Here is a 23,889-nt window from a genome sequence, read left to right as displayed (position 1 = left end):
GCCACGCGGCGATAGTCGCCGCGAGGGCCGTGCTCCTCTTTCGCCGTTACGCTCCGTAACAGGCCCTGGCGGAGCCATGCCCGGGGCGCCGGTGCACAACATCTGCATACCGCAGAAGGAGCAACTGTATGAATGTCTTGTTTAAGCGCTCACCTGCCCTGCTCGCCGCAGGCCTCCTGGCCTGCACGGCGATGGCCTGTGGCGACGCCACAGACACCTCCCCCGACGAGAGCAGCACCCCGGCTCAAGCCGATCAAGCGCTGGAGGCGGTCGCTGCGCCCGCCCCGCTTCGCATCGGCGAACGCGGCAACCTCGATGAGCTCAGCCGCCTGGTGGCCCAGGCCGACGTCCGCTCGCTCAACGAGGCGCTCGCGGCGCTCTATGCGACGCGCGGCCCGGTCCAGCTCGTCACCCAGGGGCCGATCATCGATTACGCCGACGCACGTGAGCCGGTCTACATCCGCCACGCCAACAGCCCCGATCTGCACCTGCTGATCGCCGCCGGCGCCGAGATTCAGCTCAAGCTTCGCGACACCTCCGGCCGCCTCCACGAGGTCGCCTACGCCCTCGAAGAGGTCGACGGAGGCCTGGCCGAGCTGCGCATCCTCGCCAGTGATCTTCCTGCAGCGGGATTCCTGCTTCTAGGCAGCGCCGACGCCGACCTCGAAGCGCTCGGCGACGACGTCTTCGCCCTGGCCGTGCTCGACGAGCCGCTGAGCTGTGAGGGGGCCGAGCGCGAATGCGCCTCCGGCGATGTCGCCTGCATGCTTCAGGCGCACAGCAGCTGCATCACGTCGAACTTCGACGCGATGCCCGCCCTGCACGAAGACGCCTCTCCCTCGGAGCTGATCACCGACTACGTCGAGGATCGCAGCGTCTTTGGCACCATCAGCGTGGAGTCCGTCGAGGAAGATCGCGGCACCGTCACCCTGAAGTGGGCCGCCAGCCGGGTACGCCCGGAAGGCGCCGTGATGATCCTGGAGGACGGCAGCCAGAAGCCGCTTAAGTTTGAGCAGACCGGCGAAAACACGGTGCGCGTCCAGGCCCCCGAAGATGGCTTCAGCCCCGAGACCCTCATCGCGCTGCAGGCCCCCGGTGATGGCATCGAAGACGTCGGCATCGTCATCGCCCCGATCTTCGGTTGGCTCTTCCCCGATAAGACCTGGACCTACTCCGGGTGCCTGAAGTTCCAAAACCAGGCGGAGTTCTCGCAGAGCACCACGGTGGAGCCGCTGCACAACATCGATGTGCGCGTCTCGACCAGCCTCGACGGCTTCTTCTACCGCCCCTGGGCTCCCACGCGCACCAACTCCCAGGGCTGCTTTAGCGTCTCGCGCACGTTCACCGGGATGTTCGCCGGTGCCAGCCGCCGCGCCCGCATTCAGTACCGCCTGCGCGACGGTCACTTCGGCACCTGGAACACCTTCTCCTTCGACGGGATCTTCCGCCAGGGCTTCTCCATCGCCCGCGAGATCGGCTGGCACTCGCACAGCTCCTCGGGCTTCAACGCCGGCAACCTGCTCTTTGCCCCGGGTCAGCCCGGCGCGCTCGGTGAGAGCATGCGCCGCGAGCAGGCCGTCGCGTTTGACTCGATGCGCCGCATCGATCAGGCCGCCGGCGCGCAGAACAGCTGGCTGCGTTTTAACGGACCGGTGATGTTCCACTACCCGGTGCCCTTCAACAACGTGGGCGTCGCGCCTCCGAACCCGGCCAACGTGCTCGCCCCGATCAACCCCTTGCCCACCGGCCACGGGGTCTTTCTCTCCGAAGATGCCTGGTCGCTCAGGACGGTGATTCACGAGATCGCCCACACCTGGCACTACAAACATAAGAGCGGCAACATCCCCAACATCATCACCAGCCTCATCGACGGATGGGACACCCACAACTGCCAGGAAGACGATAACGTCGCCTTCCTCGAAGGGTTCGCCGAGTACTTCGCCCACGAGGCTCTCTGCGGCTCGATCTTCAACTCCGGGCAATGTGTAGGCTCCTACTACACAAGCCCTCTGAGCATGCACGGCCTCTACAGCGACGGTACCTGCGCCTCCGAAGGCGAGCCGCCTCTGGACTCGCCCTACCGCGTGATCCGCCAGGATGACGGCGTCACCCACGGGCTGAAGTTGTTGACCGCCGACAACTTCTACCGCCGCAACTTCACGAGCAATGGCTCGATTGCCCACGTGCAGCCCTGGGTCAACCTCCCCTCGCAATGCTACTGGGGCAAGACCGACTACGACTTCTGGGATCTGCTCTGGGCCTTCCGGGCCGACCCGAGCAAAGGCTTTGGCAGCCACTTCTCCATCGTTCAGGGCAACGATCTTGTGGACTTCATGCAGCGCTTTGCCGCCATCAATGAAGCCCACGCCTACTTCCTCCCGCAGCGCCTGCCCTTCCTCAACCCACTCCACGGGAGCAACCCGAGCCAGAGCTGCTTTAAGCGCTGCAGTCAGCCGGCGATCATGGCCAACGGCCAGCCTCAGGGTGCCACCATTGCCCCGAACCACTGTGAGGTGACGCCCGCTCCCGCCTCGGCCAACGTTCAGGTCAGCGGACGCGTCTGGTACGCCGAGAAGACGCCGATCTGCCCGGTGGGCAACTACGACGGCGCCAACTGCCATGTGCTCACTCCCCACCCGAGCGTCTCTCCCTTCATCTGGCAGGGACACCTCTACACCACCGCGCTCCCGGGCGGGGTCTGCCCGGACGGCTGGTTTGACGGCGCCAACTGCCAGATTGCCCAGCCCATCGCCGGTCACCAGCCCTTCATCTGGCAGGGCATGCTCTACTTCACCGCGAAGTACGCCTGCCCGGTGGGTGTGAGCTTTGGCAGCAACATCTGCCTGATCGGCACCACCCCGCCCGGCACCACCGCGGCGGTCACCGGTGGCAACATGCTCAGCTACTTCGAGTGAGCATAAGGAAGCGCTGAGCACGTCTTGGCGCTGACCACCGCAGCCCGGGCCCTCGCATCGGTGAGGGCCCGGGCTTTTTTGCGCGCCCCGACCGGGGCTGCCACCTTAGTTTTTCCACAAAGACTGCACTTGCGTTCAGCCTACATCCTCGCCATAGTCACGCCACCTGACGACGCTGAACAAGGAGGCCGACGTGGTCGCTGGCACGCAATCTGAGACAACTCGCACACCCTACAAACTCTGGTTTGACGCGGCGCTGGTCGACGAGCTCGCCACGCTCCTGGGCGATGCGCATCAAGACTTCGATCAGGCGCTCTTTCGCCGCGAGGCCACCCACGGGCTCGACACGCTCGAGTTCAAAGATCGCACCCTGCACATCGCCGACGCCATGGCGCTGGCGATGCCCTGGCCCACCGCCGAGCGCATGCAGACGCTCATCGCCGCGCTGCCGCCGGAGCTTCCCGACGAGGAGGGTGTCACCGAGAAAGGCTACCGCTTCTGGCCCTTTGGCGAGTTCATCGCCCGCCAGGGGCTCGACGACGTCGACGCGAGCTTTGAGGCGATGGTGGAGCTCACCAAACGCTTCACCTCCGAGTTTGCGATTCGGCCCTTTCTGGCGGCCGACCTTCACGGCGCGCTCGACCGACTCGAAGCCCTCGTCGACCACCCGAACCTTCACGTGCGGCGCTGGGTCAGTGAGGGCACGCGCACCCGTCTTCCGTGGGCCAAGGGGGTGCCCGGGCTCAAAAAGGCTCAGCCCCGACGCCTGAGGCTGCTCGAAGCGCTGCGCTATGATCCGGAGCGCTACGTACAGCGCTCGGTGGCCAACCACCTCCAGGACATCGTCAAAGACGACCTCCCCACAGGGCTCGACACTCTGGAGCGCTGGGCGACCGACGGCGAGTCCAACTCGAGCGCAGGCGACCTCCTGTGGGTCGTGCGCCACGCCGCCCGCGGCCAGCTCAAGGCCGGCCATCCCCGCGCGCTGCGCATCTTCGGTTTTGAGCCCGGTGTGGTGGGCATTGGGCAATTCACCCTCTCGCACGACGAGCTTCGCGCCGGCGACACGCTCACGCTCGCGTTAACTCTGACCAACCCCACCGACCGGTCCCTCGACGTGCGGGTGGACTACGCGCTCAGCGGTCCCACAAAGAGCGGGCGCGCCTTCTCGAAGGTCTTTCGCTGGAGCGACCTGGAGCTCAAGCCCGGCCAGTCGCAGACCCTGGAGACGACCCACAGCTTCGCCCACCGCAGCACCCGCAAGGTCTACACCGGCCTGCATCGCCTGGAGGCCCGCGTCAATGGCGAGCCCTCCCCCGGGCGCGAGGTGTGGCTGGAGGGCCTTGAGGGCAACGATCCCCACGCCCTCAAAAACATACGCTAAACCCCTGAAAACTCAGCGATAAACGCCGTGGCCGGAGCCTCACTGAGCGCCTGAAGCTCCCCGCTCTGCACGACGCGCCCCTCCTCCATCGCCACCACCCGGGCACCGAGCGCGGCCACGTCGCGCCAGTCGTGGGTGACGAGGATCGTGGGCACCTGAAGCTCCACGAGCGCCTCACTGAGACGAACGCGGAGCTGACGCCGGGCGATGGCATCGAGCGCCGAGAGCGGCTCATCGAGCAGCACCACATCGGGTCTGGCAGCCAGCGCTCGCACCAGCGCAACCCGCTGCGCCTCACCGCCGGAGAGGGCCTGCACCCGGCGCTCCGAGAGTGAAGACGCCCCCCAACGCTCAAGCCAGCGCAGCGCTTCGGCGCGCTGCGCCTGCCGACCGCCGGCGACATCGCGCAGCCCAAACGCCACGTTCTCCCACACCCGCATCGTCTCAAAGAGGCTCGGCCCCTGGGGCACGTAGCCCACGCGCCTCTCTGCCGGCGAAAGCGCCACCCCGGCGCCGGTGGCCACCCACAGGCGCTCCCCCCACGCCACACGCCCCTCATCGGGCACAAGCCCCCCGGCCAGGAGCTTGAGCACCGTGCTCTTACCCGCGCCGTTAGGCCCGATCAGCGCCAGCGGGCGCGCGCCCAGCTCAAACGCCACGTCGATCTCCAGCGCCCCGACCCGATGGCGAAGCTTCACCTGCAGCGTGCGCGCGCTCATCGCCGCCCCCTGCGCAGCCCGGCGCCCACACCTCGTCCCGGCCCAAGCCGCAACGCCAGCAAGATCACGGTGGCGATCGCCGCCAGCGCCAGCGCAAAGGTCACCGCCAGGCTCACATCACGCTCCAACGCCGCGTAGATCGCGATCGGCATCGTCTGGGTGATGCCGGGAAGACTTCCCGCAAAGATCAGCGTCGCGCCGAACTCTCCGAGCGCCCGCGCCCAGGCCAGCGACGCCCCGGCCACAAGCCCGGGCAACGCCGCCGGCACCGCCACCCTCCAGATCGCCTCCGCGCGCGATGCGCCCAGAGTCTGTGCCACCAGCAGCTGCTCCTCGCGCACCGACCGAAACGCGGTGGCCGCGGCCTGCACAAAAAAAGGCGCCGCCACCACCACCTGCGCCACCACCACCGCCGCGCTGGTAAAAGGAAGACTCACCCCGACGCTCTCCAGCACACCGCCCAGAAGTCCTCGGCGGCCGTAGGCCATCAACAACCCCACCCCCACAACCGCCGGCGGCAGCACCAGGGGAAGATCCACCAGCACCTCCACCAGCCTCGCGATACGCGAGCGCGAGCGCGCCAGCCACCATGCCAGCGGCAGCCCCCCGGCCACCACCACCCCGAGGCTCAGCAGGGAGGTGCGCAGGCTCAGCAATAGCGCCGGCCCAAAACGCGCATCCTGAACGCCCGCCCACAACTCGGCTGGTGAGATGGCCAGCGCCAGCCCGACCAGGGGAAGCAAGAGCGCTCCCAACAAACCCAGCGCAGCGACGCGCCCCACCCCCACCTTCATCCAACCCGGCGACGTCCTCACAGCCCCTCTCGCTCGAAGCCATGCTCGCGCAGCACCTCGTCCCCCCGCGCCGACATCGTCAGCGCCACGAAATCCTCGACCGCCTCTCGCCGATGCCCCGCGAGCCCGCGCGACACACCCAGCCCGTAGCTCGCTCGAACCTGAAACGCTTCGGGGATGTCCACCCTCGCGACCCCGTCAACGTTCACGGCATCACTTCGATACACAAAGGCCGCATCGGCCTCGCCAAGCTCGACCTTCGCGCGTACCTGCCGCACGTTGCGCTCGCGAGAGACGACGCGCCGGCGAAGTTCGGCGGCCAGCTCAGGGTTTGCAGTGCCCACGCGCTCAAACATCGCCTCGGTGTAAGCTCCCACGGGAACCTCCGGCGCCCCGACCACAAGCCGTTGGGCCCGAACGAGTTCCTCGAAGCGCGCGATCTTAAGAGGGTTTTCGCGCTCGACGATCGCCACCAGGGTGTTACTGGCAAAAGTGCGCTCCTCGCCAAGCAGCCCCGCCTCCACCAGCGCCTGAAGATGCGCCATACTCGCGCTCACAAAGACATCGGCCGGCGCCCCCTCTTCGATCTGAAGGCGCAGCGCCTGACTACCCGCAGCGCTGATCACCACGTCCACGTCGGGATGTTCAGCCTCGTACATCGCCTCAAAGGTCTCAAAGACCTCGGTCAGTGAAGACGCCACGAAGATCTGCAACGGCGCGGTCTGGGGTGCACCGGCCCCCCGCTCACAACCGCTGAGCAACGCCAGGGCCACCAGCACCCCACGCAACATGGCGCCGCACCGAGCGCTCCCCCCGCGTCTGAAACGAATCGCCGACCTCATTCAACCACCGAAGATCGCCACGAGCTGCAACGCCTGGCCCAGACAACGCCCGTCGGCGCTGTAGACTGCCGCGCGCTCCTCCGAGAACCCGCCCACCGCGCGCTCCGAACGCGCCGTGACCAGGTAAAAATCATCCGCCGCAGCACCGTCGAGCGGCAGGCGCTCGTTGATGACCACCTGCCACGACACCGTCGCCGCCGGCGCCGGGCTGGTCATGCGCGTGATCACCGCCGGAGGCCACATATCCAGCAAACCGATCAACTGCGCGGCATCCAGCGGCCCGGGCGCCTCTTTGAGACGACACCACCCGCCGAGCTCCGCCTCATCATGGCCGGTATACGGGATCGCCCCGTGGCAGAACTTGTACTCGTAGTATGTTGCGAACTTCGGAAAGAGCGGGCTCTCCGGCGCGGTAGGCACCTCGGCCGCCGGGGGCACCTCGGGCATCGCGCGCTGCTCAAAATCTGAGCCCGAGCTCCGCTCTCGGGCAAAGGTTCCAATCGCCACCATCCGCGCCTGGCCCTCCTGCACAATCCGCGACTCCGCGCAGATCACCGACGACCCTCGCCGCACCACATCGACGTGAACCTCAAAAGGCGCGTCGGTCACCGGCGCGCAGAAGTTCACCGCCAGCGCGCGCAGCGCAAACTCCGGCGCTTCAAGCTGCCGCTCCATCGCTCGCACCATCGCCGCGCCACTCACCCCACCAAAGGCGCCTCGGCCCTGATACCAGCTGCGATCGATCTGACCGTGAAAGATGCCCTCGTCATCGCGCGTCAGCGCGATGGCCTCGCTATAACTCTGACTCATACCTTCCTCATCCTGGATCGGGTCACCGAGCGTCGCTCAGCAACAGCTCGTCTTAGGGGCATTGATCGTCGCAGCCGCAGCGGGGCTTTTTATTTCGCGCCCCGCGTACTGCGCCGCTGCCATCGTCGGCCCGCAGGCGAAAGCCCCATAATGGGTCTGACGGCAGCCCCGCACCTCAAAGAAGTCCGCAAAGCGCGTCGACGCAAGCATCGCCGCGGTGTTGCCGCACACGCGCTCGGGCCGACCCGCCTCAAAGGCATGGTGATCGTCGAGCCAGAAGAGTCGCTCCGCCCCCTCCACCCCACCGAGGTAGGTCGCTGACTGCCCGTAGTCCTCACACTGCGCATCGAGACCATCGAGCTTAAAGAGGCGGTAGGTCACTGAGACAAAGCTCGCCAGGCCCACCTTCGCGATGATCTCCGGGTTATTAATGGTGATTGGCGAGGTGGAGACGACGCGGGGATCCGAAAACCCGGTGGTTTTGGCCAACGTCTCAAAGTCGAACTGGTAGAGCGCCCCACCCAGACATTCGGCATGCAAAAGCGGATCGTTGGCGATGGCTTCCGGAAGACGGCGGTCCACAAACACATCGCTGAAGTAGAGCTCCCCGCCGGGTTTGAGCGCCCGATAGGCCTCAGTGAGCACCAGATCTTTGCGGGGACTTAAGTTGACCACGCAGTTCGACACGATCACATCGACCGACCCATCCTCGATGTCCGCACCTTTCAGATCTTCGATGTAGCCCTGCACAAAGGAGGTATTGGGCTGCGCATAACCAAAACGCTCGGCGTGCCAGTCCTCGGTCTTTTTCGCCGTGGCAAGCTGCTCCTCGGTCATATCCAGGCCGATGACACGCCCCTGCTCGCCAACGAGCTGCGCGATCACAAAGGCGTCGCGACCGGTGCCGCAGCCCAGATCCAGCACCGTGGCACCCTCGACGGCCTGCGGGATCGGAAAGCCGCAACCGTAGAAGCGCTCACTGACCTCGGGGTGCACATGCTGCAAGCGCGAGGCGATCCAGCCGGCCGGTGCTCCCGCCGCGCAGCAGGCGTTGGTCTGCAAGTCGTCCGAACTCGCCAGCAACTTGCCATAATAGTCTTTGACCCATTCGTGGGTCGACGCACCCTGGGGAACGTTGCTCATCGCGCACTCCTCGCTCTTGAACTCATGTGACGACGCCCCCTGAACATAGGGCGCCCAAATCTTTTGGTCGGGCGGAAGGTACCTCGCAGCGACCGGCTTCGCCAGCCCAGCGCCCGGCGACGTTGCCCCGAGGGCCGCTCAGCGTGTAGAAGCGATTCACCACGCAAAACACTCCGTCGAAGCCATCTCTATCTTCCTACCGAGGACACCATGGGCGCCTGGGGCCACGAACCTTTCTCAAATGACGACGCAATGGACTGGCTCAACGAGATGCTCGATGCCGAAGACGACGAGCCCCTGATTGAGGCGTTGGGCGAAGTCGCCGGCGCCGAGCCTGGCGAGTACCTCGACGCCGACCTCGGAAGCATCGCGCTGGCCGCCGCTGCGCTCGTGGCAGCGCTCGGAGGCTATGACGATGGGCACCTCCCCGAAGATCTCACCGAATGGATCGACGACCAGGACGAGGAGGTGGTTCAGGAGCTCTATGCCAAACATGCCCCGGTCGCCCGCGCCGCCGTCGCGCGCGTCCGCGTCGACTCGGAGCTCGCCGAACTCTGGGAAGAGAGCGACGACGCGCAGGCATGGCATAAAAGCGTCGATGCGCTCGAAGCGGCCCTGGCCCGGGCAGAATAAGTGCCGCTCTGAGCCCCCTGCAGCTCGATTCAGTCAGGCGCACGCAGACGATGTGTCGATCTTAAAGCATGCCCTTCGACCAGGGAGTAGATGCGCCAAGGGGGCGCATCCCACAGTCAACCTTAAGCCCCCCGAGGTCACCATGCTCCATGCTCCCGAAGTTATCGCCACAGACAACCTTCATGCCGCCGTGATCCACCTGAAGGTCCCCTGCGAAGAGATGCAGCAGGTCTTCGGACCGGCGATCGACGAGATCGTCGCCACCCTCCAGGCTCAGGGGCTTGAGCCTGTTGGACCGGCCTTTGCGCATCACTTCTCCGTGCCCACCACGCATTTCGATTTCGAGGTCGGCCTTCCTGTCGCCAGGCCTGTTTCGCCTACAGGCCGAGTGAAAGCCGGCGAGCTCCCGGCCTGCCCGCGCGTTGCCCACGCCACGCACGTAGGCCCCTACGACGGTCTCAGTGCGTCGTGGGCCGCGTTTGAATCCTGGATATCCGATCAGGCGCTGAGCACAGCGCAGACCTTCTGGGAGAGCTATACGGTCGGTCCGCATAACGAGCCTTCACCCGCGAAGTGGCGCACCGACCTTTACCGTCCTCTGGACGCGTAAAGCGCATCGCACATCGCCGGATCACAACCCAAAGGAGGACACCATGAGCCAGACGCACCTCGACTTTCTTCGCGCTTACAACAACGCCTTTATCGCCCCGGACCTGAACTTCATCCTCGACAACGTCACCGACGACGTGCGCTGGGAGATGGTGGGCGAGCCCATTATTGAGGGGAAGGCCGCCTTCACCCGCGCCATGAAGCAGATGGAGGGCATGACGACTCTGGAGATGCACGTCGATGACATCATTTTCAGCGAGGGCAAAGGCGCCGTCCACGGAACGATGCGCACCCGCAACGCCGCGGGGAAAGAGTATCATTTCGCCTTCTGCGACCTCTACGCGTTGCGCGGCGAATCCGAACCTAAAGTTGCGGGCATCAAGGCCTTTGTGCTTCCCTTAAAGGACGACTGATCTGCTTTTGCCCTGATCTGCGGCGCCCGCGCTTCGTCTGCGCCGCGCGGGCGCCCGCACGATGCCCCGATAAGGACCGACCTCGATGAGCTCCCCGCCCGATCCCACCGTCGATTACGACGACGTCGACGACATCATCGCCACCGCCGAGCGTCTGCGCGAGAAGGCCCGAAACGAGCTTACGCTCGAGGAGATGCGCGAGGTCGGCGCCGAGGTCGGCATCCCGGCCGACTTCATCGATCGCGCCCATCAGAAGTTACAGGAAGAGCGGCGCGCCGAGACCATCGCCGCCATCCGCCAGAAAAACCGAAGGCAACGCATGCTCGCGATCATCGGTGGCATTCTGGTGCTGATCCTGGTGGCCGGGGCGGTGAGCTACAGCTCCACCACCTCGCGTCTGAACGACCTCTACGCGGAGGTCGAGCAGCACCAGGCCGAGGTCGCCAACCAGAAGGCGCGGCAGGCCTCCGTTGAGGCGCATTACCGTGATCTGCCCGACTCCCTCGACAAGCAGGCCGAGCTCATCGGCGCGGAGAATCGCGTGCGCGTGGCCACCCAGCGCTTCAATGAGGCGGCGGCTCGCTACAACCGCGCGGTGCGACTACCACCGGCCTCCATGCTCACCGGCGGGAGCCTGCCGAGCATGGTGCCGCTCGATCACGACACCGCCCCGCCGAATTAGGTGCGGTCGCATCCTCAATTGCCCCTTCACGGACCCGCTGCTCTCACCCCCCGGCCTGCCCATGCTCGCGCTTCGACTTGCTGTTGTGTTCGTCACACTTGTCCTTCCGACACTCGCCAGCGCGATGAGCCCCGAGGAGGTGCCCAACCCCCGCCACAGCGGCGGCTGGATCTCCGACGAAGCGGGTCTTCTGGATGACGCCAAGATCTCCCAGATCAACAGCGTGCTGACGGAGCTCGAGGCGCAAACCGGCGCGGAGGTCGCTGTCGTCACCGTGCCCTCCGTCAGTTCGCCGACGCCCAAAGACTTCACCACCGAGCTCTTTAACCTCTGGGGCGTGGGCCAAGCCGACGCGGACAACGGGCTCCTGATTGTGCTCGTGACCGGTGAGCGTCGCCTGGAGATGGAGACCGGATACGGCCTGGAAGCCACCCTGACCGACGGCTGGCTTAAGGTGATGCAGGAGCGCGAGATGGTGCCTCATTTTCGCCAGGGTGACTTCGACCAGGGCCTCTCCGCGGGCATCTTCGCCGTCGACCAGCAGTTGCGCGCCCCGGCCAGGCCTCTCGCACCTTCATCCTCTCCGCCCTCCGAGCCCACCTCCTCATCCCGTCGCTCTTCGGGGGCCCCCACCCTTCCCCCCTGGGGCTGGCTTCTGGGCGCCGGCGGTGTCGCCGCCGCAGTCGCGCGCCGCAAATGGCTAAAGACCTGCCCCCAATGCAAAGACACCATGCGCGTCCTCGAAGAAGACGAAGATGACGCCTACCTCAACCCCGGACAGATCACCGAAGAGGCGGTCGCATCGATCAATTACGAGGTCTTTGAGTGTGCCTCGTGCGGCGTGCAACGCGTGCACGCCAACACGCGCTGGTTCAGCGGCTACGCAAACTGCCCGGAGTGTAAAAACCGAACCCTGGCCTCGGAGTCCAACGTCACACGCCAGCCGACCTACACCTCCACAGGCAGCAAACGCGTCACCGTCACCTGCGCTCATTGCCCGCACACCCGCACCTTCACGGTGACGATCCCCAAACGCACCCGCTCCACCTCATCGTCGTCGGGCGGGGGCTTCTCCAGCGGTGGCGGTGGCGGGGGAAGTTTTGGCGGCGGAAGCTCCGGGGGCGGTGGCGCAGGCTCCAGCTGGTAACGTAACTCGATCACTTAGGCGCAGCGCCTCACGCAGCGCCATAGCCGCTATTCACTCCTCCTCTCGTTTTGGTCCTTTCATGGTCTCGCTGCGACTACTGCCCCTGCTCATCACACTGATGCTTCCGGCCATGGCCAGCGCCATGAGCCCCGAAGAGGTGCCCAACCCCCGAGAACGCGGCGAGTGGATCGCCGATGAAGCCGGTCTTCTGGACTCCTCTCACCACAAGTCAATCAACCGGGCGCTTACTCATCTCGAGGCCCACACTGGCATTGAGATCACTGTAGTCACCGTGCGCTCCGTCGACTCACCAACGCCCAAAGACTTCACCACCGAACTCTTTAACCTCTGGGGCATCGGCAAAGCGGACTTGGACAACGGACTCTTGATCGTGCTTGTCACCGGAGAACGGCGTCTGGAGATGGAGACCGGCTACGGCCTCGAAGGCGTTCTCACCGACGGCTGGCTCAAGACGATGCAAGAGCGCGAGATGGTGCCCCGCTTCCGAGAGGGCGACTTCGCCGGCGGTCTGAAAGACGGCATCTTCGCCGTCGATCGAAGACTTCGAGAAGATCCTCTCGAGTTCATCGACAGCGAGGGTGACGACAACCTCAGCGCTTCCTCGACCCGATCCCCCTCCTTGCCAAAAATACCATTGTGGGGTTGGCTCTTGGGAGTCTTCGGCGTCGTCGGCTGCACCGCAGCCGCGCGCTACAAGTGGATGCGTACCTGCCCGAAATGCAAAGGCACCATGCGACTTCTCGAAGAACACGAAGAGGACGATCACCTCGAAGGTGGCAAGCAGACCGAGGAGTCCATCGGTTCGATCAGCTATGACGTCTACGAGTGTCAGTCCTGCGGCGATCTTCGAATCCAGGGTATCTCGCACTGGTTTAGCGGCTTCGCAGCGTGCCCGGACTGCTCACATCGCACACTCAAGTCGCACCACGACGTGATCCAAAAACCCACCTACACATCGACGGGCATCAAAGAAGTCATAGTAAGATGCGCCCATTGCGACCATCTCAGTCGCACGAGGGTCACGTTACCGCGACTCACCCACGCTTCATCAAGCTCTTCCGGCGGGGGTATCTCCGGCGGAGGTGGCGGAGGTTTCTCCGGCGGTGGTGGCGGAGGAAGTTTCGGGGGCGGCAGCTCCGGCGGCGGTGGTGCCGGCTCGAGCTGGTGATATGCCCCAAACCTCTCAAACGCAGCGCGTACCTCCACATGATAAGCGCTGCGCACTTTCCCCTTCAGGTTTTGGATGTCCATGCTCGCGCTGCGACTCTTGCCCCTCGTCATCACGCTGATGTTTCCGGCTCTGGCCAGCGCCATGAGCCCCGAAGAGGTGCCCAACCCTCAAGAACGGAGGGAATGGGTCGCCGATGAAGCGAACCTCCTGGACGCCTTTCACCGCGAGTCGATCAACCGGGCGCTTACCCAACTTGAGGCCGATACCGGCATTGAGATCGCGGTGGTCACCGTTGAGTCTGTCGACTCGCCAACGCCCAAAGACTTCACCACCGAGCTTTTCAACCACTGGGGCGTCGGCAAAGCTGAGGAGAATAACGGCCTGCTCATCGTGCTGGTGAGCGAGGAGCGTCGTCTCGAAATGGAAACCGGCTACGGCCTCGAAGGCGTGCTCACCGACGGCTGGCTTAAAGTCATGCAGGAGCGCGACATGGTGCCCCGCTTTCGTGAAGGCAACTTCGCGGCCGGTCTCACTGCCGGCGTCTTCGCCCTCGACCGGCGACTTAGAAGCGAAGCGAACTTCGGGAGCCACACCACACCTGGCTCCCGTGATCCCGCCCCCGAACCACCGACCAAACCTGCTCCAACTCGGTCCTCACAGGGGACGCCCTGGTGGGTCTGGCTTCTGGGAGCCGGCGGCATTGCTGGCTTCGTTGCACGCGCCAGGTGGCTTCAAACCTGCCCCAAGTGCAAAAGCACCATGCGCATCCTCGAAGAGTACGAAGAAGATGGCTACCTGCACGAGGGTCAGGAGACCGAAGAAAAGATCGGCTCTATGAACTATGATGTCTACGAGTGCGAAAACTGCGGGGTGCAGCGCATTCACGCCAACTCAGGCTGGTTTAGCGGGTACGCCAATTGCCCCGAGTGCAAAAACCGCACCCTCGCGTCTCGCGATGAGATTCTCAGTCACCCCACCTACGATTCGACCGGACGAAAACGCGTCACGGTAGACTGCGCGCATTGCCCTTATACCCACACCTACACCACCACGATTCCTCGCCGCACCAGACCCAAACCCTCACCGAGCCGCTCATCCAGCGACGACGATGATGATTCGAGCAGCTTCGGTGGCGGAGGCGGAAGTTACAGCGGCGGTGGCGGAAGCAGCAGCCGACGTTCCAAAAGTAGCAGCCGTCGGCGCGGCGGTGGGGGAAGTTTTGGCGGCGGAAGCTCCGGGGGAGGCGGCGCAGGCTCCAGCTGGTAAGCGTGCCTCAGCGCGTCAGCGCCAGGATCTTGCGCAGCGTGCGCATGTTACGCGTGGTCGTCGTCGACTTATAGCGCACCCGGGCGGCCTCTTTGCCCAGACGACTCTTGGTCGACTGGCCGCGCGTGACCTCCCAGTAAAGCACCGCCGGCGCCCTCTTGATGCGCTCCACCTCCGCGTCCAGCTTCGGGCCGAGCGCTTCGAGCGCATCGAGTGACGCGGACTCCGAGGCGAACATCACGTAGGGCTGCATGCCCTCATCATCTTCATCGAAGGGGTACCCTCGCACCACCTCGCTGAGCTCATCCGCGGACGTCACGACCACCCAGGCCTCATAGCCAAACGCCTCTCGTAGCGTCGCTTCAGCCTGTGCTTTGACCTGCTCCGGATCGCTCTCGGCGCTCTCCAACACCACATTGCCGCTGGCCAACACGGTGCGCACCTGCTCAAAGCCGGCCCGCTCCAGCGCCTCGCGCAGCTCCGCCATCTTCAGACGCACGCCGCCGACGTTGATGCCGCGCAGCAACACAATATGTTCGGTCGAAGTGGCGTTGCTCATGTTGCCTCCCGAGGTCGATGAACCTTGATTGCTTACGGGCGAAGTCAGAGCGAAAGACGCTTAAACATCTTTTCCGGGATCGACTTGATCACCCCCATGATCCCGCCCCAGAAGCGCGGGTAATAAAACGTCTCGACCCCACGCCCCTGCGCGTTAAAGATCGCCTTGGCGGCCTTCTGCGGGCTCGCCACAGGGATGCCCGTCTCGAGCTCAAAGGTCATCGGCGTATCGATAAAGCCGAGCTTCACCGTCATCACGTGCACGTTCTTCGACGCCAGGCGATTACGCAGCCCCTGCAGATAAAGCGTCAACGCCCCCTTGGCGCTCCCGTAAAAGTAATTCGACGCGCGCCCCCGCTCCCCGGCAACCGATGAGAGCCCGATGATGCTCCCTGCGCCCCGGCTCTCCATGGCCCGCGCCACCGCCTCACACACGCTGACCGCGCCGGTGTAATTCACCTCAATGACCCGGCGCGCCTTCTCAAAATCCTCTTCGGAGGCCTGCTGGTCGCCCATAAACCCAAAGGCCACAAGCGCGACATCGACCGGCCCCAACGCCTCCTCCACCTCGCTCACAAGCGCGCTGTGATGCTCAAACGCGTCACAGGCATCGAAGGCAAAACCCTGCGCCTCCACACCGTAGCGGATCGTCAGATCGCTGGCGGCGCGGCGCGCTTCCTCCACATCACGGGCGGCCAGGGCCACCGAACATCCGGCCGCGGCGTACACATCGGCCACAGCCTGAGCGATGGGCGAGGTCGCCCCGAGGATCAGAACAGTCATAACAACTCCAGAGGCATGGGGGATGCGTCGTTTAAGCGGGTGTCAGACCCAGGCGACGGCTCAAATCGGATTGAAACACGCCCTGCGGATCCCAGCGATCCCGCACCTCTCGCCAGGCCTCCCACTGCGGATACATCCGCCGAAACATCTCAGCGCTCAGCCGCGCGTCTTTCCCCAGGTAGATCCGCCCGCCGACCTCCGCCACCAGCGCATCGAGGCGGTCCATCATCTTCAGCAGCGGCTCCCCGAAGTTCGGAAAATCCAGGGCCAGAGTGGTCCCGGCACACGGAAACGAGAGCCCCCCGTGGTCCTGATCCCCGAACTCTTTGATGACCGCCAGAAACGACGCCATCTTGCTCTCGGAGATCACTTTGAGAATGTCGCGCACCGCTTCGCGCTCCGGAACGACCATCTGGTACTGCAAGAACCCGCGCTTGCCGTAGACGTAGTTCCAGTTCTCCACCGCATCCAGCGGGAAGAAGAAGGGCTGATAACCCACCACCGAATGATGCTCGCCAGCCGGATGCTTGTGGTAGTACGCCTCATTAAAGAGCCGGATGGTCGCCCGGTTCAGGAGCATGTTCGACTCAAAGACGCGGCCGTCCAGCGCGCGCTGGACGAGCTCCACGACGCGCTCCAGCGGCCCCTCCGAGAGCGTCGCGGCCTGCTGCGCTGACGCGTGCCTCCCCCGCATGAAGATCCCGCGCCCCATCTGCGCGCCCCCCTTCACACAGTCGATCCAGGAGACCGTGTGAAAGTAGCCGGTGCTCTCCTCGCTGATCTGAAAAAACTCATCGAGGTTGTTAAAGCGGATCGACTCCATGTCGATCGCCCCGCTCTGCACGGCCTGCAGTTGAATCTCGGCGTTGAGGATGATGCCGGTCAGCCCCATCCCGCCGATCGTGGCCCAGAAGAGGTCGTCGTGCTGCTTGCGGCTGCAGCGCACCACCTCCCCGCTGGCCAGCAGCACCTCCATCGCGCGCACATGGTCGCCAAAGCAGCCGGCGTGGCCGTGGTTCTTGCCGTGGATGTTGCAGCCAATCGCCCCGCCGACGCTCACAAACTGCGTCCCCGGCACCACCGGAACAAACCATCCCCGGGGCAAAAACACCTCGATGAGCTCGCCGATGGTCACCCCCGCTTCCACCTGCAGCACGCCGCTGACCTCATCGAAGGCCAGCATCTTTTTAAGTCGCCGCGTCAGCACCACGCGCCCCTCGCTGAGCAGCGCGGCGTCGCCGTAACTTCGCCCAAAACCATGCGCGAGCATCGCGTCGCCCTGGCGGTCGTTGAACGCGTTTAACGTCTGCAACTGCGACTCCGGGCGCGCGCAAAGCGCCTCGACGATCGGGTAACGGCCCCAGCCGGCCAGCGGCCTGGAGGCCCATGAGGTGGTGGTCATGAGTGAGGTCCGAAAGGTTCAGGTCATTGTGTTCACGCATGCGTGAACTCACCAGGTGCAACGCGCGACAGATTCGGCGCGAGGCATCCGGAAGTCAAGCGCTGGCCTGACGCTCTGGCGCTGTGGGCCTTACGATGCTTCCCCCATCACGAGCGCCGGCAGCGGGTTAGGAAAAGACGACCACACCACGCTGCTTTGCGTGAGATGCTCATCGTCGAGCAAGCACTGATCAAGCTGCGCGCAAAACGCCTCGCGATCGAGATGCTGTCCGATCACCACGATCTGCTGGGCGCGATCACCATAACGCTCGTCCCACTCCGGGTGCGCGTCCGGGCGATCGGCGGGCTCAAAGTCCCAGTGTTCCTGCGGAATCGCCCCCCACCACATCCCGATAGGCTTGACCTCACTGACGCCCCCGGCCTGAGCCCACTCATAGACTGCGCGATGATCCGAGGCGACCCAGAAAAAGCCTTTGGAACGCAGCACGCCCTTCCACTGCGACGCATCGTGAAAGAACGCCCAGATCTTCTCGGCGTCAAAGGGCTTTCGAGCGCGGTAGACAAAGCTCCCGATCCCGTACTCCTCGGTCTCCGGGGTGTGCTCGCCAGCCAGCTCACGGATCCAGGCCGCGGAGTTCATGGCGTCCTCAAAGTCAAAGAGCTCCGTGTTCAGGATCGCCCCCGGCGACACTCGCCCGCGCGTCGCCTTAAGGCGTCGCGCCCCCGGATTGAGCGAGGCAATCACCGCCTCCACCTCCCCCAGCGCCTCCTCATCGAGGAGGTCGGTCTTGTTGAGCACGATCACATCGGCAAACTCGACCTGTTCGATCAGCAGGTCCGTGACGGTGCGCTCGTCCCCCTCTCCCAACGACGCGCCGCGCTCCTCCAACCTCTCGGACGCGCGAAAGTCTCGCAAGAAGCTCGCCGCGTCCACCACGGTCACCATCGTATCGAGGCGCGCGATGTCGGAGAGCGACTCGCCATCCTCCCCCTCAAAGACGAAGGTCTGGGCCACCGGCACCGGCTCCGAGATCCCGGTCGATTCGATGAGCAGGTAGTCGAAGCGCTGCTCCTCGGCCAGCCGTCGCACCTCACTCAAAAGATCGTCGCGAAGCGTGCAGCAGATGCACCCGTTGGAGAGCTCCACCATCGTCTCTTCGGTGCGGGAGAGCGCTGCACCGCCGCGCTCGATCAGCTCCGCGTCCACGTTCACCTCGCTCATATCGTTGACGATCACCGCCACACGAAGCCCCTCGCGATTGTTCAACACGTGATTGAGCAGCGTGGTCTTTCCGGCCCCGAGAAAGCCGGAGAGGACGGTCACGGGCAGGCGTCGATCGTTCGATGGTTTCGAGTTCAACTGAGTCATGGTCGTGCTCCCTTATGAGGACAAATCCGGCGCATCAAAGCGCCACTAACGCAACTAAATTGCATTAACCACGACACCAACCGCAAGTCAATTGCAATAAAGTCGCATTGACGTCCTCACTCCCCCCGAACATCGAGATCAACGCCCCTCCCAGCGCTCGCGATCCAGCCGGTACACCGCGCAATGGTCTTCGCCAAAGGTGCGCTCCTCGACAAACTCGAAGCCCAGGCGCTCATAAAATCGACGCGCACGCGTATTTCGCGCCAGGGGATCGATGAGGATCGCGCGCACCTCCGCGTTCGCAAAGCAATGGTCGATGGCGAGGCGCATCATCTGTGTGCCGTAGCCCTTTCCCAGCGCGTCGGCGGGACCGATCCAGATATCAATCGCCCGCAGATCCGGCGCGCACTCACCCCAGTAGTGCGAGTCTTCACGGGCGGGATCGATGATCTGCAAGAACCCGATGGGACGCTCATCGACCTCGGCAATCCACATCTCGCGCCAATCCGGGCTGCGCTGCAGCTCCTTCTCCCACTGCCAGTCGTCGTTGGGATCGGCGTCGATCACATGCGGCTCATCGTCCCAGGCGCGCAGCAGCGCGACATCGTCAACGGTGGCATCTCGTACGCTAACATCGGTCATGGTGGCTCCTTCACCGGGATATTGGCACACTGAAAGGGTACGCACGGATAGTGACCCGACGCGACGACGTATCAGCCCCTGCGTCCGTCCGCTCGCCACACGATCGCAGACGAGGAACGTGATGTCCCGAAGCGCCAGCCCCTCCCCACGCACCGCCGCCTTGCTCGTAGTGCTCCTGGTCGTGACGCTTCTCAGCGGCTGCCGTGCCCTGCGCTCCGATGAGGAACCCGCACCGGTCTCACAGCCCGAAACACGGGAGCGCATCGATGCGGCCTTCAGCGACGTCGACGCGCCACAGGCCGCCCCGGAGGTCGCCTCAACGGGCTGCGCCTCCGACGCCTCACCACACGCCGGTGGCATCTCCCACGCGCGAGCCATCCTCCACGACCGCCTGGAGCGCACCGCGCGCGTCTTTATCCCCTCAACCTATACGCCTGGCGAACCCATGCCCGTGGTCTTCGTGCTGCATGGCGGCTTTGGGAGCGGCGAGCAAATCGAAGAGCGCTCCGCCGAATTTAACCCCATCGCTGAGCGCGAAGGGTTCATCGTGATTTACCCCGATGGCGTGGCGTCCGACGGCCTGCTCAAAGCCCGCACATGGAACGGCGGCGACTGCTGTGGATACGCCTCCGAAGCCAACATCGACGACGTCGGCTTCTTAATGGCCCTGCTCGACGAGCTGGAGGCCGAGCTCTGTGTCGACACCGCCCGCGTTTACAGCACGGGCATGTCCAACGGCGCGATCATGAGCTACCGCCTGGCCTGTGAGGCCTCCGATCGCATCGCCGCCATCGCCCCGGTGGCTGCCCCCCAGGCCTTTGAGCCCTGCGAGCCAACCCACCCCGTCGCCCTCCTGCACATCCACGGCACCGACGATCCCAACGCTCCTTATGAAGGAGGGGAAGGCTGCGGCTTTTCCAACTTCGCATTCCCCCCCACCATGGAGGGCGTCGAGCTGTGGCGGGACGCCAACCTCTGCGAAGGCCCCTCCGCCGATCTTCTCGATCTGGGCGACGGACTCTGCCAGACCCTGGGCTCCTGCGAGCGCCCGGTGGTGCGCTGCCTCATCGAGGGAGGCGGCCACTCCTGGCCGGGCGGCTACCCGCCGGCGATCAACCTGCGCCGCTGCGAGGGCGGCCAGCACAGCACCGACTTTGCGGCCAGCGAGGTGATCTGGCGCTTTTTCCGCGGCCAGGCTCGCTAACGCGACGCCCCCTGAAAAAACGCATGAAGTTCGCTGACCAGCGCGGTGCGGAACGCCTCGGTGGTCGGCGGGCAATGCTTTGAGCCCTCCAACACACGGGCCTTCTGAAGATTCGGAAAAAGCTCGGACGCGCGCGCCACGACCGCCTCCCCGGGAAAGCTCAAGTCTTCATCGGCCCCCAGCACAAGGACCGGCGACGTGAAGCGTTGCAGATCCTCGACCTGCGCCAGCGCGGGCACCTTCATGTTCAGATGAAACCCGGTAAACGCCGCCCCCAGATACCCCACCCACTCGTCGTCCATCGTCGTCAGCAGCCGACTCAGAAATCCTCGCAGCCGCTTCTCCGACGGCGCCATCATGAACTTCGTCATCGGCCACCCCATCTTCCAACTGCTGGAGATCGGGCTCTTCACCATGCCGGCCGGCACCAGCAGCGCGAGCTTTGCGATGCGCTCGGGCGCCAGCGCCGCAAGCCGAATCGCCACAAAGCCTCCCCAGCTCACGCCCACCACCAGCGCCTCATCCAGCCCCAGCAACGCAAAAACCTCATCAAGCCACCGGCCGTAGGTGTCATCACCCACCGCAAGGCGCACATCCGCGCTCATCGCCGATTGCCCGAGGATGTCGATGGCATAGACGCGGTAGTGCTCCAGCAGCCCTTCGAGCTCTCGCAGCGCGTGGGCTGAGCTGGCCAGCGCGCCGTGCAGGAGCACCAGCGGTGGCGCCTCCTCCGGTCCCCCCACCAGAAGGTGAGTCTCCCCAAAGGAGGTCTCCACCCGCCGCGCTTCGGTCGGAGCGCCGATGTTTTGCCGAAAACGCTCATGCCAGCCGACCAGATCGACTCGTGCCTCTTCGCTCTTAAAGATCGACGTCATTTCAACCTCCGGTTGTTCGCGCGGAGCTCAAACCCCGCAGATGTTGAGCCATTTGCACCGACACCAGACGCGCCGGATCCTCATGGCCACCCTGCGCCCAGGCCAGCAGCGCGAAGTAGTAAAACGATACATACGCCATCGCGAGCATGCGGGCGTCGACCACCGGGGAGAGCTCCCCGCGTCGCATCGCGTCGCCAGCCAGCGCCTCCACCGCCCCGTGCAATCGCGCGGTCTGCTCCCGAAAACGGCTCGCCCAGGGCTCCTCAGCAAAGAGCGACTCTTTGAGCAAAACCCGGCTGAGCCGGGGGCGGCGCAGGTAATACGAAAAGATGTGGCGCGTCATCGCGTCGAGCTGGGCGCCAAGCGGCGGCGAAGTGCAGAGCGAGAGCGCCTCGCGCATCGTGGTTTCGAGATCTTCAAAGAGGGTGGCGTAGAGCAGCTCGCGCTTGCTTCCAAAATGATGAATCACACTGCCGGCGCTTACCTCGGCCGCCGAGGCGATATCGCGCACGCTGGTTGCCTCGTACCCCTCCGCCTCAAAGCAGGCGCGCGCAGCCTCCAGGATGGTCTGGCGCGTGATCTTCTTCTTTTCGTCTCGCGAGGGTGTCATCGTCGCTCCGCAGGCGCTCGGTATCGTACGGGGTTCAGTCCGGCGACGACGACACGTCGCCTTCGCTAAACACGTTTAACAAAAACATTAAACACGTTCAACAAAATTCCACCATCCGAATAAACGAGGCCAACGCGCTTCGCGCAGAGTAAAAACGCCCGACCTCAACGAGGTCGGGCGTTCGGTCACTCGATCGGTGCTCCGTCAGGCTTTACTGCCCTTTCACAAGTGCGTCATCCAAAGCGCTGGCGCGCTTATAAGCCTCCCGCTCGCTCAACCTTGACCAGTAGGCGCTGAACTCCGGACGCGCCTCGATCGTGCCAAATTGTAGCCCCCATCCCACTTGCGAGCCCACGTAGACATCGGCGGCCGTGAAGCGATCGCCAGCGATGTAATCGTGCTGGCGGACCGCATACGCCAGCGTTTCAATCGTAGCCTCATAGCTGCCATACCCAACCGTGCCACGACGCTCGGGCGAAACTTCGAAACCGGCCGACTTGTTGGTGATCGCTGCTTCCACCGGCCCCGCCGCAAAATACAGCCATCGATAGTACGCCGCGCGTTCCGCGGCCGTTGGGCCGAGATCAGCCTCCGGAAACACCTCGGCGAGGTAGGTGCAGATCGCAGCACACTCGGTCACCACCGCCCCCTCATGCACCAGGGATGGCACCTTCCCCATCGGGTTGATCTTCAGGTAATCCGGCGACTTCATCGACTCGCCATACCCCATCACGATCGCCTCATAGGGTTCACCGACCTCCTCAAGCATCCAACGGGCGATACGTCCACGTGACATCGGGTTCGTGTACAGCTTCAAAGACTCGGTCATGACACTCTCCTCTCCAACATCAGCATCCCTTTGAGCGACGGCGCACCATGCAACGCCACACAAGCACTGAACATCATGACAGCCAGCTTCAGTCGGAGCAATGTTCATATCATGGGATATCGCAGCACGGGATTCCCCCCCGCGCTTACAAAACGCGCGTATGCCCCTAAACGTAGCAGTCCTTCACTCGCCCTTCACCAGCGCGTCATCCAGGGCGCTAGCGCGCTGAAGCGCCTCACGTTCCTTTAAACGTCCCCAGTACGCCTCAAACTCCGGCCGGACATCCAACGTGCCGAACTCCAGCCCCCACCCCACCTGCATCCCCACATACACATCGGCGGCGGTGAAGCGATCCCCGGCGATGTAGTCGTGCTGACTCACGGCATACGCCAGGGTGTCGACGGCGCCTTCGTAACTTCCATACCCAAATTGCCTCCGCTGCTTCGGCTTCACCACGAACCCGGCGGTTCTGTTCGTCACAGCCGCATCCAGCGGTCCGGCCGCAAAAAAGAGCCACCGGTAGTACGCCGCGCGCTCCTCGGCCCGAGGTCCAAGTTCCGCCTCCGGGAACGCGTCGGCAAGATACGCGCAGATCGCCGCACACTCAGTCACGACATGCTCCCCGTGCGCCACCGTCGGCACCTTCCCCAACGGGTTGATCTTCAGATACTCCGGTGACTTCATGGTCGTGTCGTATTCAAGCACCTCGACCTCGTAGGCCTGCCCCACCTCTTCGAGCATCCAGCGCGCGATGCGGCCGCGTGACATCGGGTTCGTATACAACTTCAGGGACTGGGTCATGGCGCTCTCCTCGTCATCATCACATGGTATTTGAGGGCGCCGACGCCCGCGACGACACCCGAAGCTGGCCACCTTATCGGCCACACGCCCTCCAAACAATGCTCCCATCCTGCGTCGGCTTTCGTCATCTCCCATGGACCTGCAGACGCCCCAACCGGTACTTCCATCGCACTCGAAATTCCTTCACGCCCGCCTCAATGGAACATCTCCTATCGCGCAGACGTCACCGGAGCGCGTATGTTTCGATGTCTCCGAAGGTAGGCCTTCG

The 23,889-nt window shown here is 64.4% G+C and carries 24 protein-coding genes; 10 read left to right on the top strand and 14 right to left on the bottom strand.

All coding sequences use genetic code 11. From position 1 onward, the window contains the following. Nucleotides 1–128 precede the first annotated feature (128 nt). Both FRC96_RS05945 and FRC96_RS05940 read left to right on the top strand, forming a co-directional pair. A complete protein-coding gene (locus FRC96_RS05945; protein ID WP_146973589.1) occupies nt 129–2,915 on the top strand; it encodes a hypothetical protein in 2,787 nt (928 codons plus the stop codon). A gap of 193 nt (nt 2,916–3,108) precedes the next feature. Continuing rightward, a complete protein-coding gene (locus FRC96_RS05940) occupies nt 3,109–4,299 on the top strand; it encodes a hypothetical protein (RefSeq protein ID WP_146973588.1) in 1,191 nt (396 codons plus the stop codon). Here the strand turns inward: FRC96_RS05940 and FRC96_RS05935 are convergent. From FRC96_RS05935 to FRC96_RS05915, 5 genes are read right to left on the bottom strand one after another with little or no spacing between them, the layout of a single operon-like run. Continuing rightward, nucleotides 4,296–5,018, bottom strand: coding sequence for a sulfate/molybdate ABC transporter ATP-binding protein (locus FRC96_RS05935; protein WP_146973587.1), 723 nt, complete (start codon nt 5,016–5,018; stop codon nt 4,296–4,298). The genes FRC96_RS05940 and FRC96_RS05935 overlap by 4 nt on opposite strands. Then, entirely contained in the window at nt 5,015–5,833 is an 819-nt protein-coding gene (locus tag FRC96_RS05930) for an ABC transporter permease (protein WP_230469925.1), read from the bottom strand. The genes FRC96_RS05935 and FRC96_RS05930 overlap by 4 nt, the downstream gene beginning before the upstream one ends. Continuing rightward, nucleotides 5,830–6,603 (bottom strand): molybdate ABC transporter substrate-binding protein, encoded by a 774-nt coding sequence (modA, locus tag FRC96_RS05925; RefSeq protein ID WP_230469924.1) that lies wholly within the window; start codon nt 6,601–6,603, stop codon nt 5,830–5,832. The genes FRC96_RS05930 and modA overlap by 4 nt, the downstream gene beginning before the upstream one ends. A gap of 51 nt (nt 6,604–6,654) precedes the next feature. Beyond that, a complete protein-coding gene (locus FRC96_RS05920) occupies nt 6,655–7,464 on the bottom strand; it encodes an acyl-CoA thioesterase (protein ID WP_146973585.1) in 810 nt (269 codons plus the stop codon). A gap of 36 nt (nt 7,465–7,500) precedes the next feature. Then, the gene (locus FRC96_RS05915; RefSeq protein WP_146973584.1) at nt 7,501–8,607 is read right to left on the bottom strand and encodes a methyltransferase domain-containing protein; all 1,107 of its coding nucleotides are present in this window, start codon (nt 8,605–8,607) and stop codon (nt 7,501–7,503) included. A 210-nt stretch (nt 8,608–8,817) separates the two neighbouring features. Between FRC96_RS05915 and FRC96_RS05910 the strand changes: the two genes are divergently transcribed. The 7 genes from FRC96_RS05910 (at nt 8,818) to FRC96_RS05880 (ending at nt 14,549) form a co-directional block, all read left to right on the top strand. Further along, on the top strand, nt 8,818–9,240 hold the full coding sequence (locus FRC96_RS05910; RefSeq protein ID WP_146973583.1) for a DUF4259 domain-containing protein: 423 nt from the start codon (nt 8,818–8,820) through the stop codon (nt 9,238–9,240). A gap of 142 nt (nt 9,241–9,382) precedes the next feature. Beyond that, nucleotides 9,383–9,850, top strand: a complete 468-nt coding sequence (locus FRC96_RS05905; RefSeq protein ID WP_146973582.1) for a GyrI-like domain-containing protein — start codon at nt 9,383–9,385, stop codon at nt 9,848–9,850. 43 nt (nt 9,851–9,893) lie between these two features. Further along, on the top strand, nt 9,894–10,262 hold the full coding sequence (locus FRC96_RS05900; RefSeq protein ID WP_146973581.1) for a nuclear transport factor 2 family protein: 369 nt from the start codon (nt 9,894–9,896) through the stop codon (nt 10,260–10,262). An 85-nt stretch (nt 10,263–10,347) separates the two neighbouring features. Beyond that, nucleotides 10,348–10,944, top strand: coding sequence for a hypothetical protein (locus tag FRC96_RS05895; protein WP_146973580.1), 597 nt, complete (start codon nt 10,348–10,350; stop codon nt 10,942–10,944). 85 nt (nt 10,945–11,029) lie between these two features. Then, nucleotides 11,030–12,091: a TPM domain-containing protein gene (locus tag FRC96_RS05890; RefSeq protein WP_230469922.1), complete on the top strand. Its 1,062-nt coding sequence runs from the start codon at nt 11,030–11,032 to the stop codon at nt 12,089–12,091. A 79-nt stretch (nt 12,092–12,170) separates the two neighbouring features. Beyond that, complete coding sequence (locus FRC96_RS05885; RefSeq protein ID WP_146973578.1) at nt 12,171–13,280, top strand: TPM domain-containing protein; 1,110 nt, start codon at nt 12,171–12,173, stop codon at nt 13,278–13,280. Nucleotides 13,281–13,355: 75 nt separating this feature from the next. Beyond that, nucleotides 13,356–14,549, top strand: coding sequence for a TPM domain-containing protein (locus tag FRC96_RS05880; protein ID WP_146973577.1), 1,194 nt, complete (start codon nt 13,356–13,358; stop codon nt 14,547–14,549). A 7-nt stretch (nt 14,550–14,556) separates the two neighbouring features. On the opposite strand, the gene FRC96_RS05875 is transcribed toward FRC96_RS05880, so the two are convergent. From FRC96_RS05875 to FRC96_RS05855, 5 genes are all read right to left on the bottom strand, one after another. Then, nucleotides 14,557–15,108 carry a DUF1697 domain-containing protein gene (locus FRC96_RS05875; RefSeq protein ID WP_146973576.1) on the bottom strand — a complete coding sequence of 184 codons (552 nt, stop codon included), beginning with the start codon at nt 15,106–15,108 and terminating at the stop codon, nt 14,557–14,559. A gap of 44 nt (nt 15,109–15,152) precedes the next feature. Continuing rightward, complete coding sequence (locus tag FRC96_RS05870) at nt 15,153–15,890, bottom strand: SDR family oxidoreductase (RefSeq protein ID WP_146973575.1); 738 nt, start codon at nt 15,888–15,890, stop codon at nt 15,153–15,155. A gap of 31 nt (nt 15,891–15,921) precedes the next feature. Next, entirely contained in the window at nt 15,922–17,292 is a 1,371-nt protein-coding gene (locus FRC96_RS05865; protein ID WP_146973574.1) for an FAD-binding oxidoreductase, read from the bottom strand. A 129-nt stretch (nt 17,293–17,421) separates the two neighbouring features. Beyond that, nucleotides 17,422–18,660, bottom strand: a complete 1,239-nt coding sequence (zigA, locus tag FRC96_RS05860) for a zinc metallochaperone GTPase ZigA (protein WP_146973573.1) — start codon at nt 18,658–18,660, stop codon at nt 17,422–17,424. A 138-nt stretch (nt 18,661–18,798) separates the two neighbouring features. Continuing rightward, on the bottom strand, nt 18,799–19,302 hold the full coding sequence (locus tag FRC96_RS05855) for a GNAT family N-acetyltransferase (RefSeq protein WP_146973572.1): 504 nt from the start codon (nt 19,300–19,302) through the stop codon (nt 18,799–18,801). A 121-nt stretch (nt 19,303–19,423) separates the two neighbouring features. Here FRC96_RS05855 and FRC96_RS05850 point away from each other — a divergent pair, with 121 nt between their 5' ends. Continuing rightward, nucleotides 19,424–20,506 (top strand): alpha/beta hydrolase family esterase, encoded by a 1,083-nt coding sequence (locus FRC96_RS05850; protein ID WP_230469921.1) that lies wholly within the window; start codon nt 19,424–19,426, stop codon nt 20,504–20,506. Here FRC96_RS05850 and FRC96_RS05845 read toward each other — a convergent pair. The 4 genes from FRC96_RS05845 to FRC96_RS05830 all read right to left on the bottom strand — a co-directional run bounded on the left by FRC96_RS05845 (nt 20,503) and on the right by FRC96_RS05830 (nt 23,621). After that, nucleotides 20,503–21,381, bottom strand: coding sequence for an alpha/beta fold hydrolase (locus tag FRC96_RS05845; protein WP_146973570.1), 879 nt, complete (start codon nt 21,379–21,381; stop codon nt 20,503–20,505). The two genes, FRC96_RS05850 and FRC96_RS05845, sit on opposite strands and share 4 nt — an antisense overlap. A gap of 1 nt (nt 21,382) precedes the next feature. Then, nucleotides 21,383–21,991 (bottom strand): TetR/AcrR family transcriptional regulator, encoded by a 609-nt coding sequence (locus FRC96_RS05840; protein ID WP_146973569.1) that lies wholly within the window; start codon nt 21,989–21,991, stop codon nt 21,383–21,385. 211 nt (nt 21,992–22,202) lie between these two features. After that, complete coding sequence (locus FRC96_RS05835) at nt 22,203–22,820, bottom strand: glutathione S-transferase family protein (RefSeq protein ID WP_146973568.1); 618 nt, start codon at nt 22,818–22,820, stop codon at nt 22,203–22,205. A gap of 183 nt (nt 22,821–23,003) precedes the next feature. Then, nucleotides 23,004–23,621, bottom strand: coding sequence for a glutathione S-transferase family protein (locus FRC96_RS05830; RefSeq protein WP_146973567.1), 618 nt, complete (start codon nt 23,619–23,621; stop codon nt 23,004–23,006). Nucleotides 23,622–23,889 lie beyond the last annotated feature (268 nt).

Source organism: Lujinxingia vulgaris, from assembly GCF_007997005.1.
Classification (GTDB): domain Bacteria; phylum Myxococcota_A; class Bradymonadia; order Bradymonadales; family Bradymonadaceae; genus Lujinxingia.
This window is presented reverse-complemented; position numbering and strand designations above follow the sequence as displayed.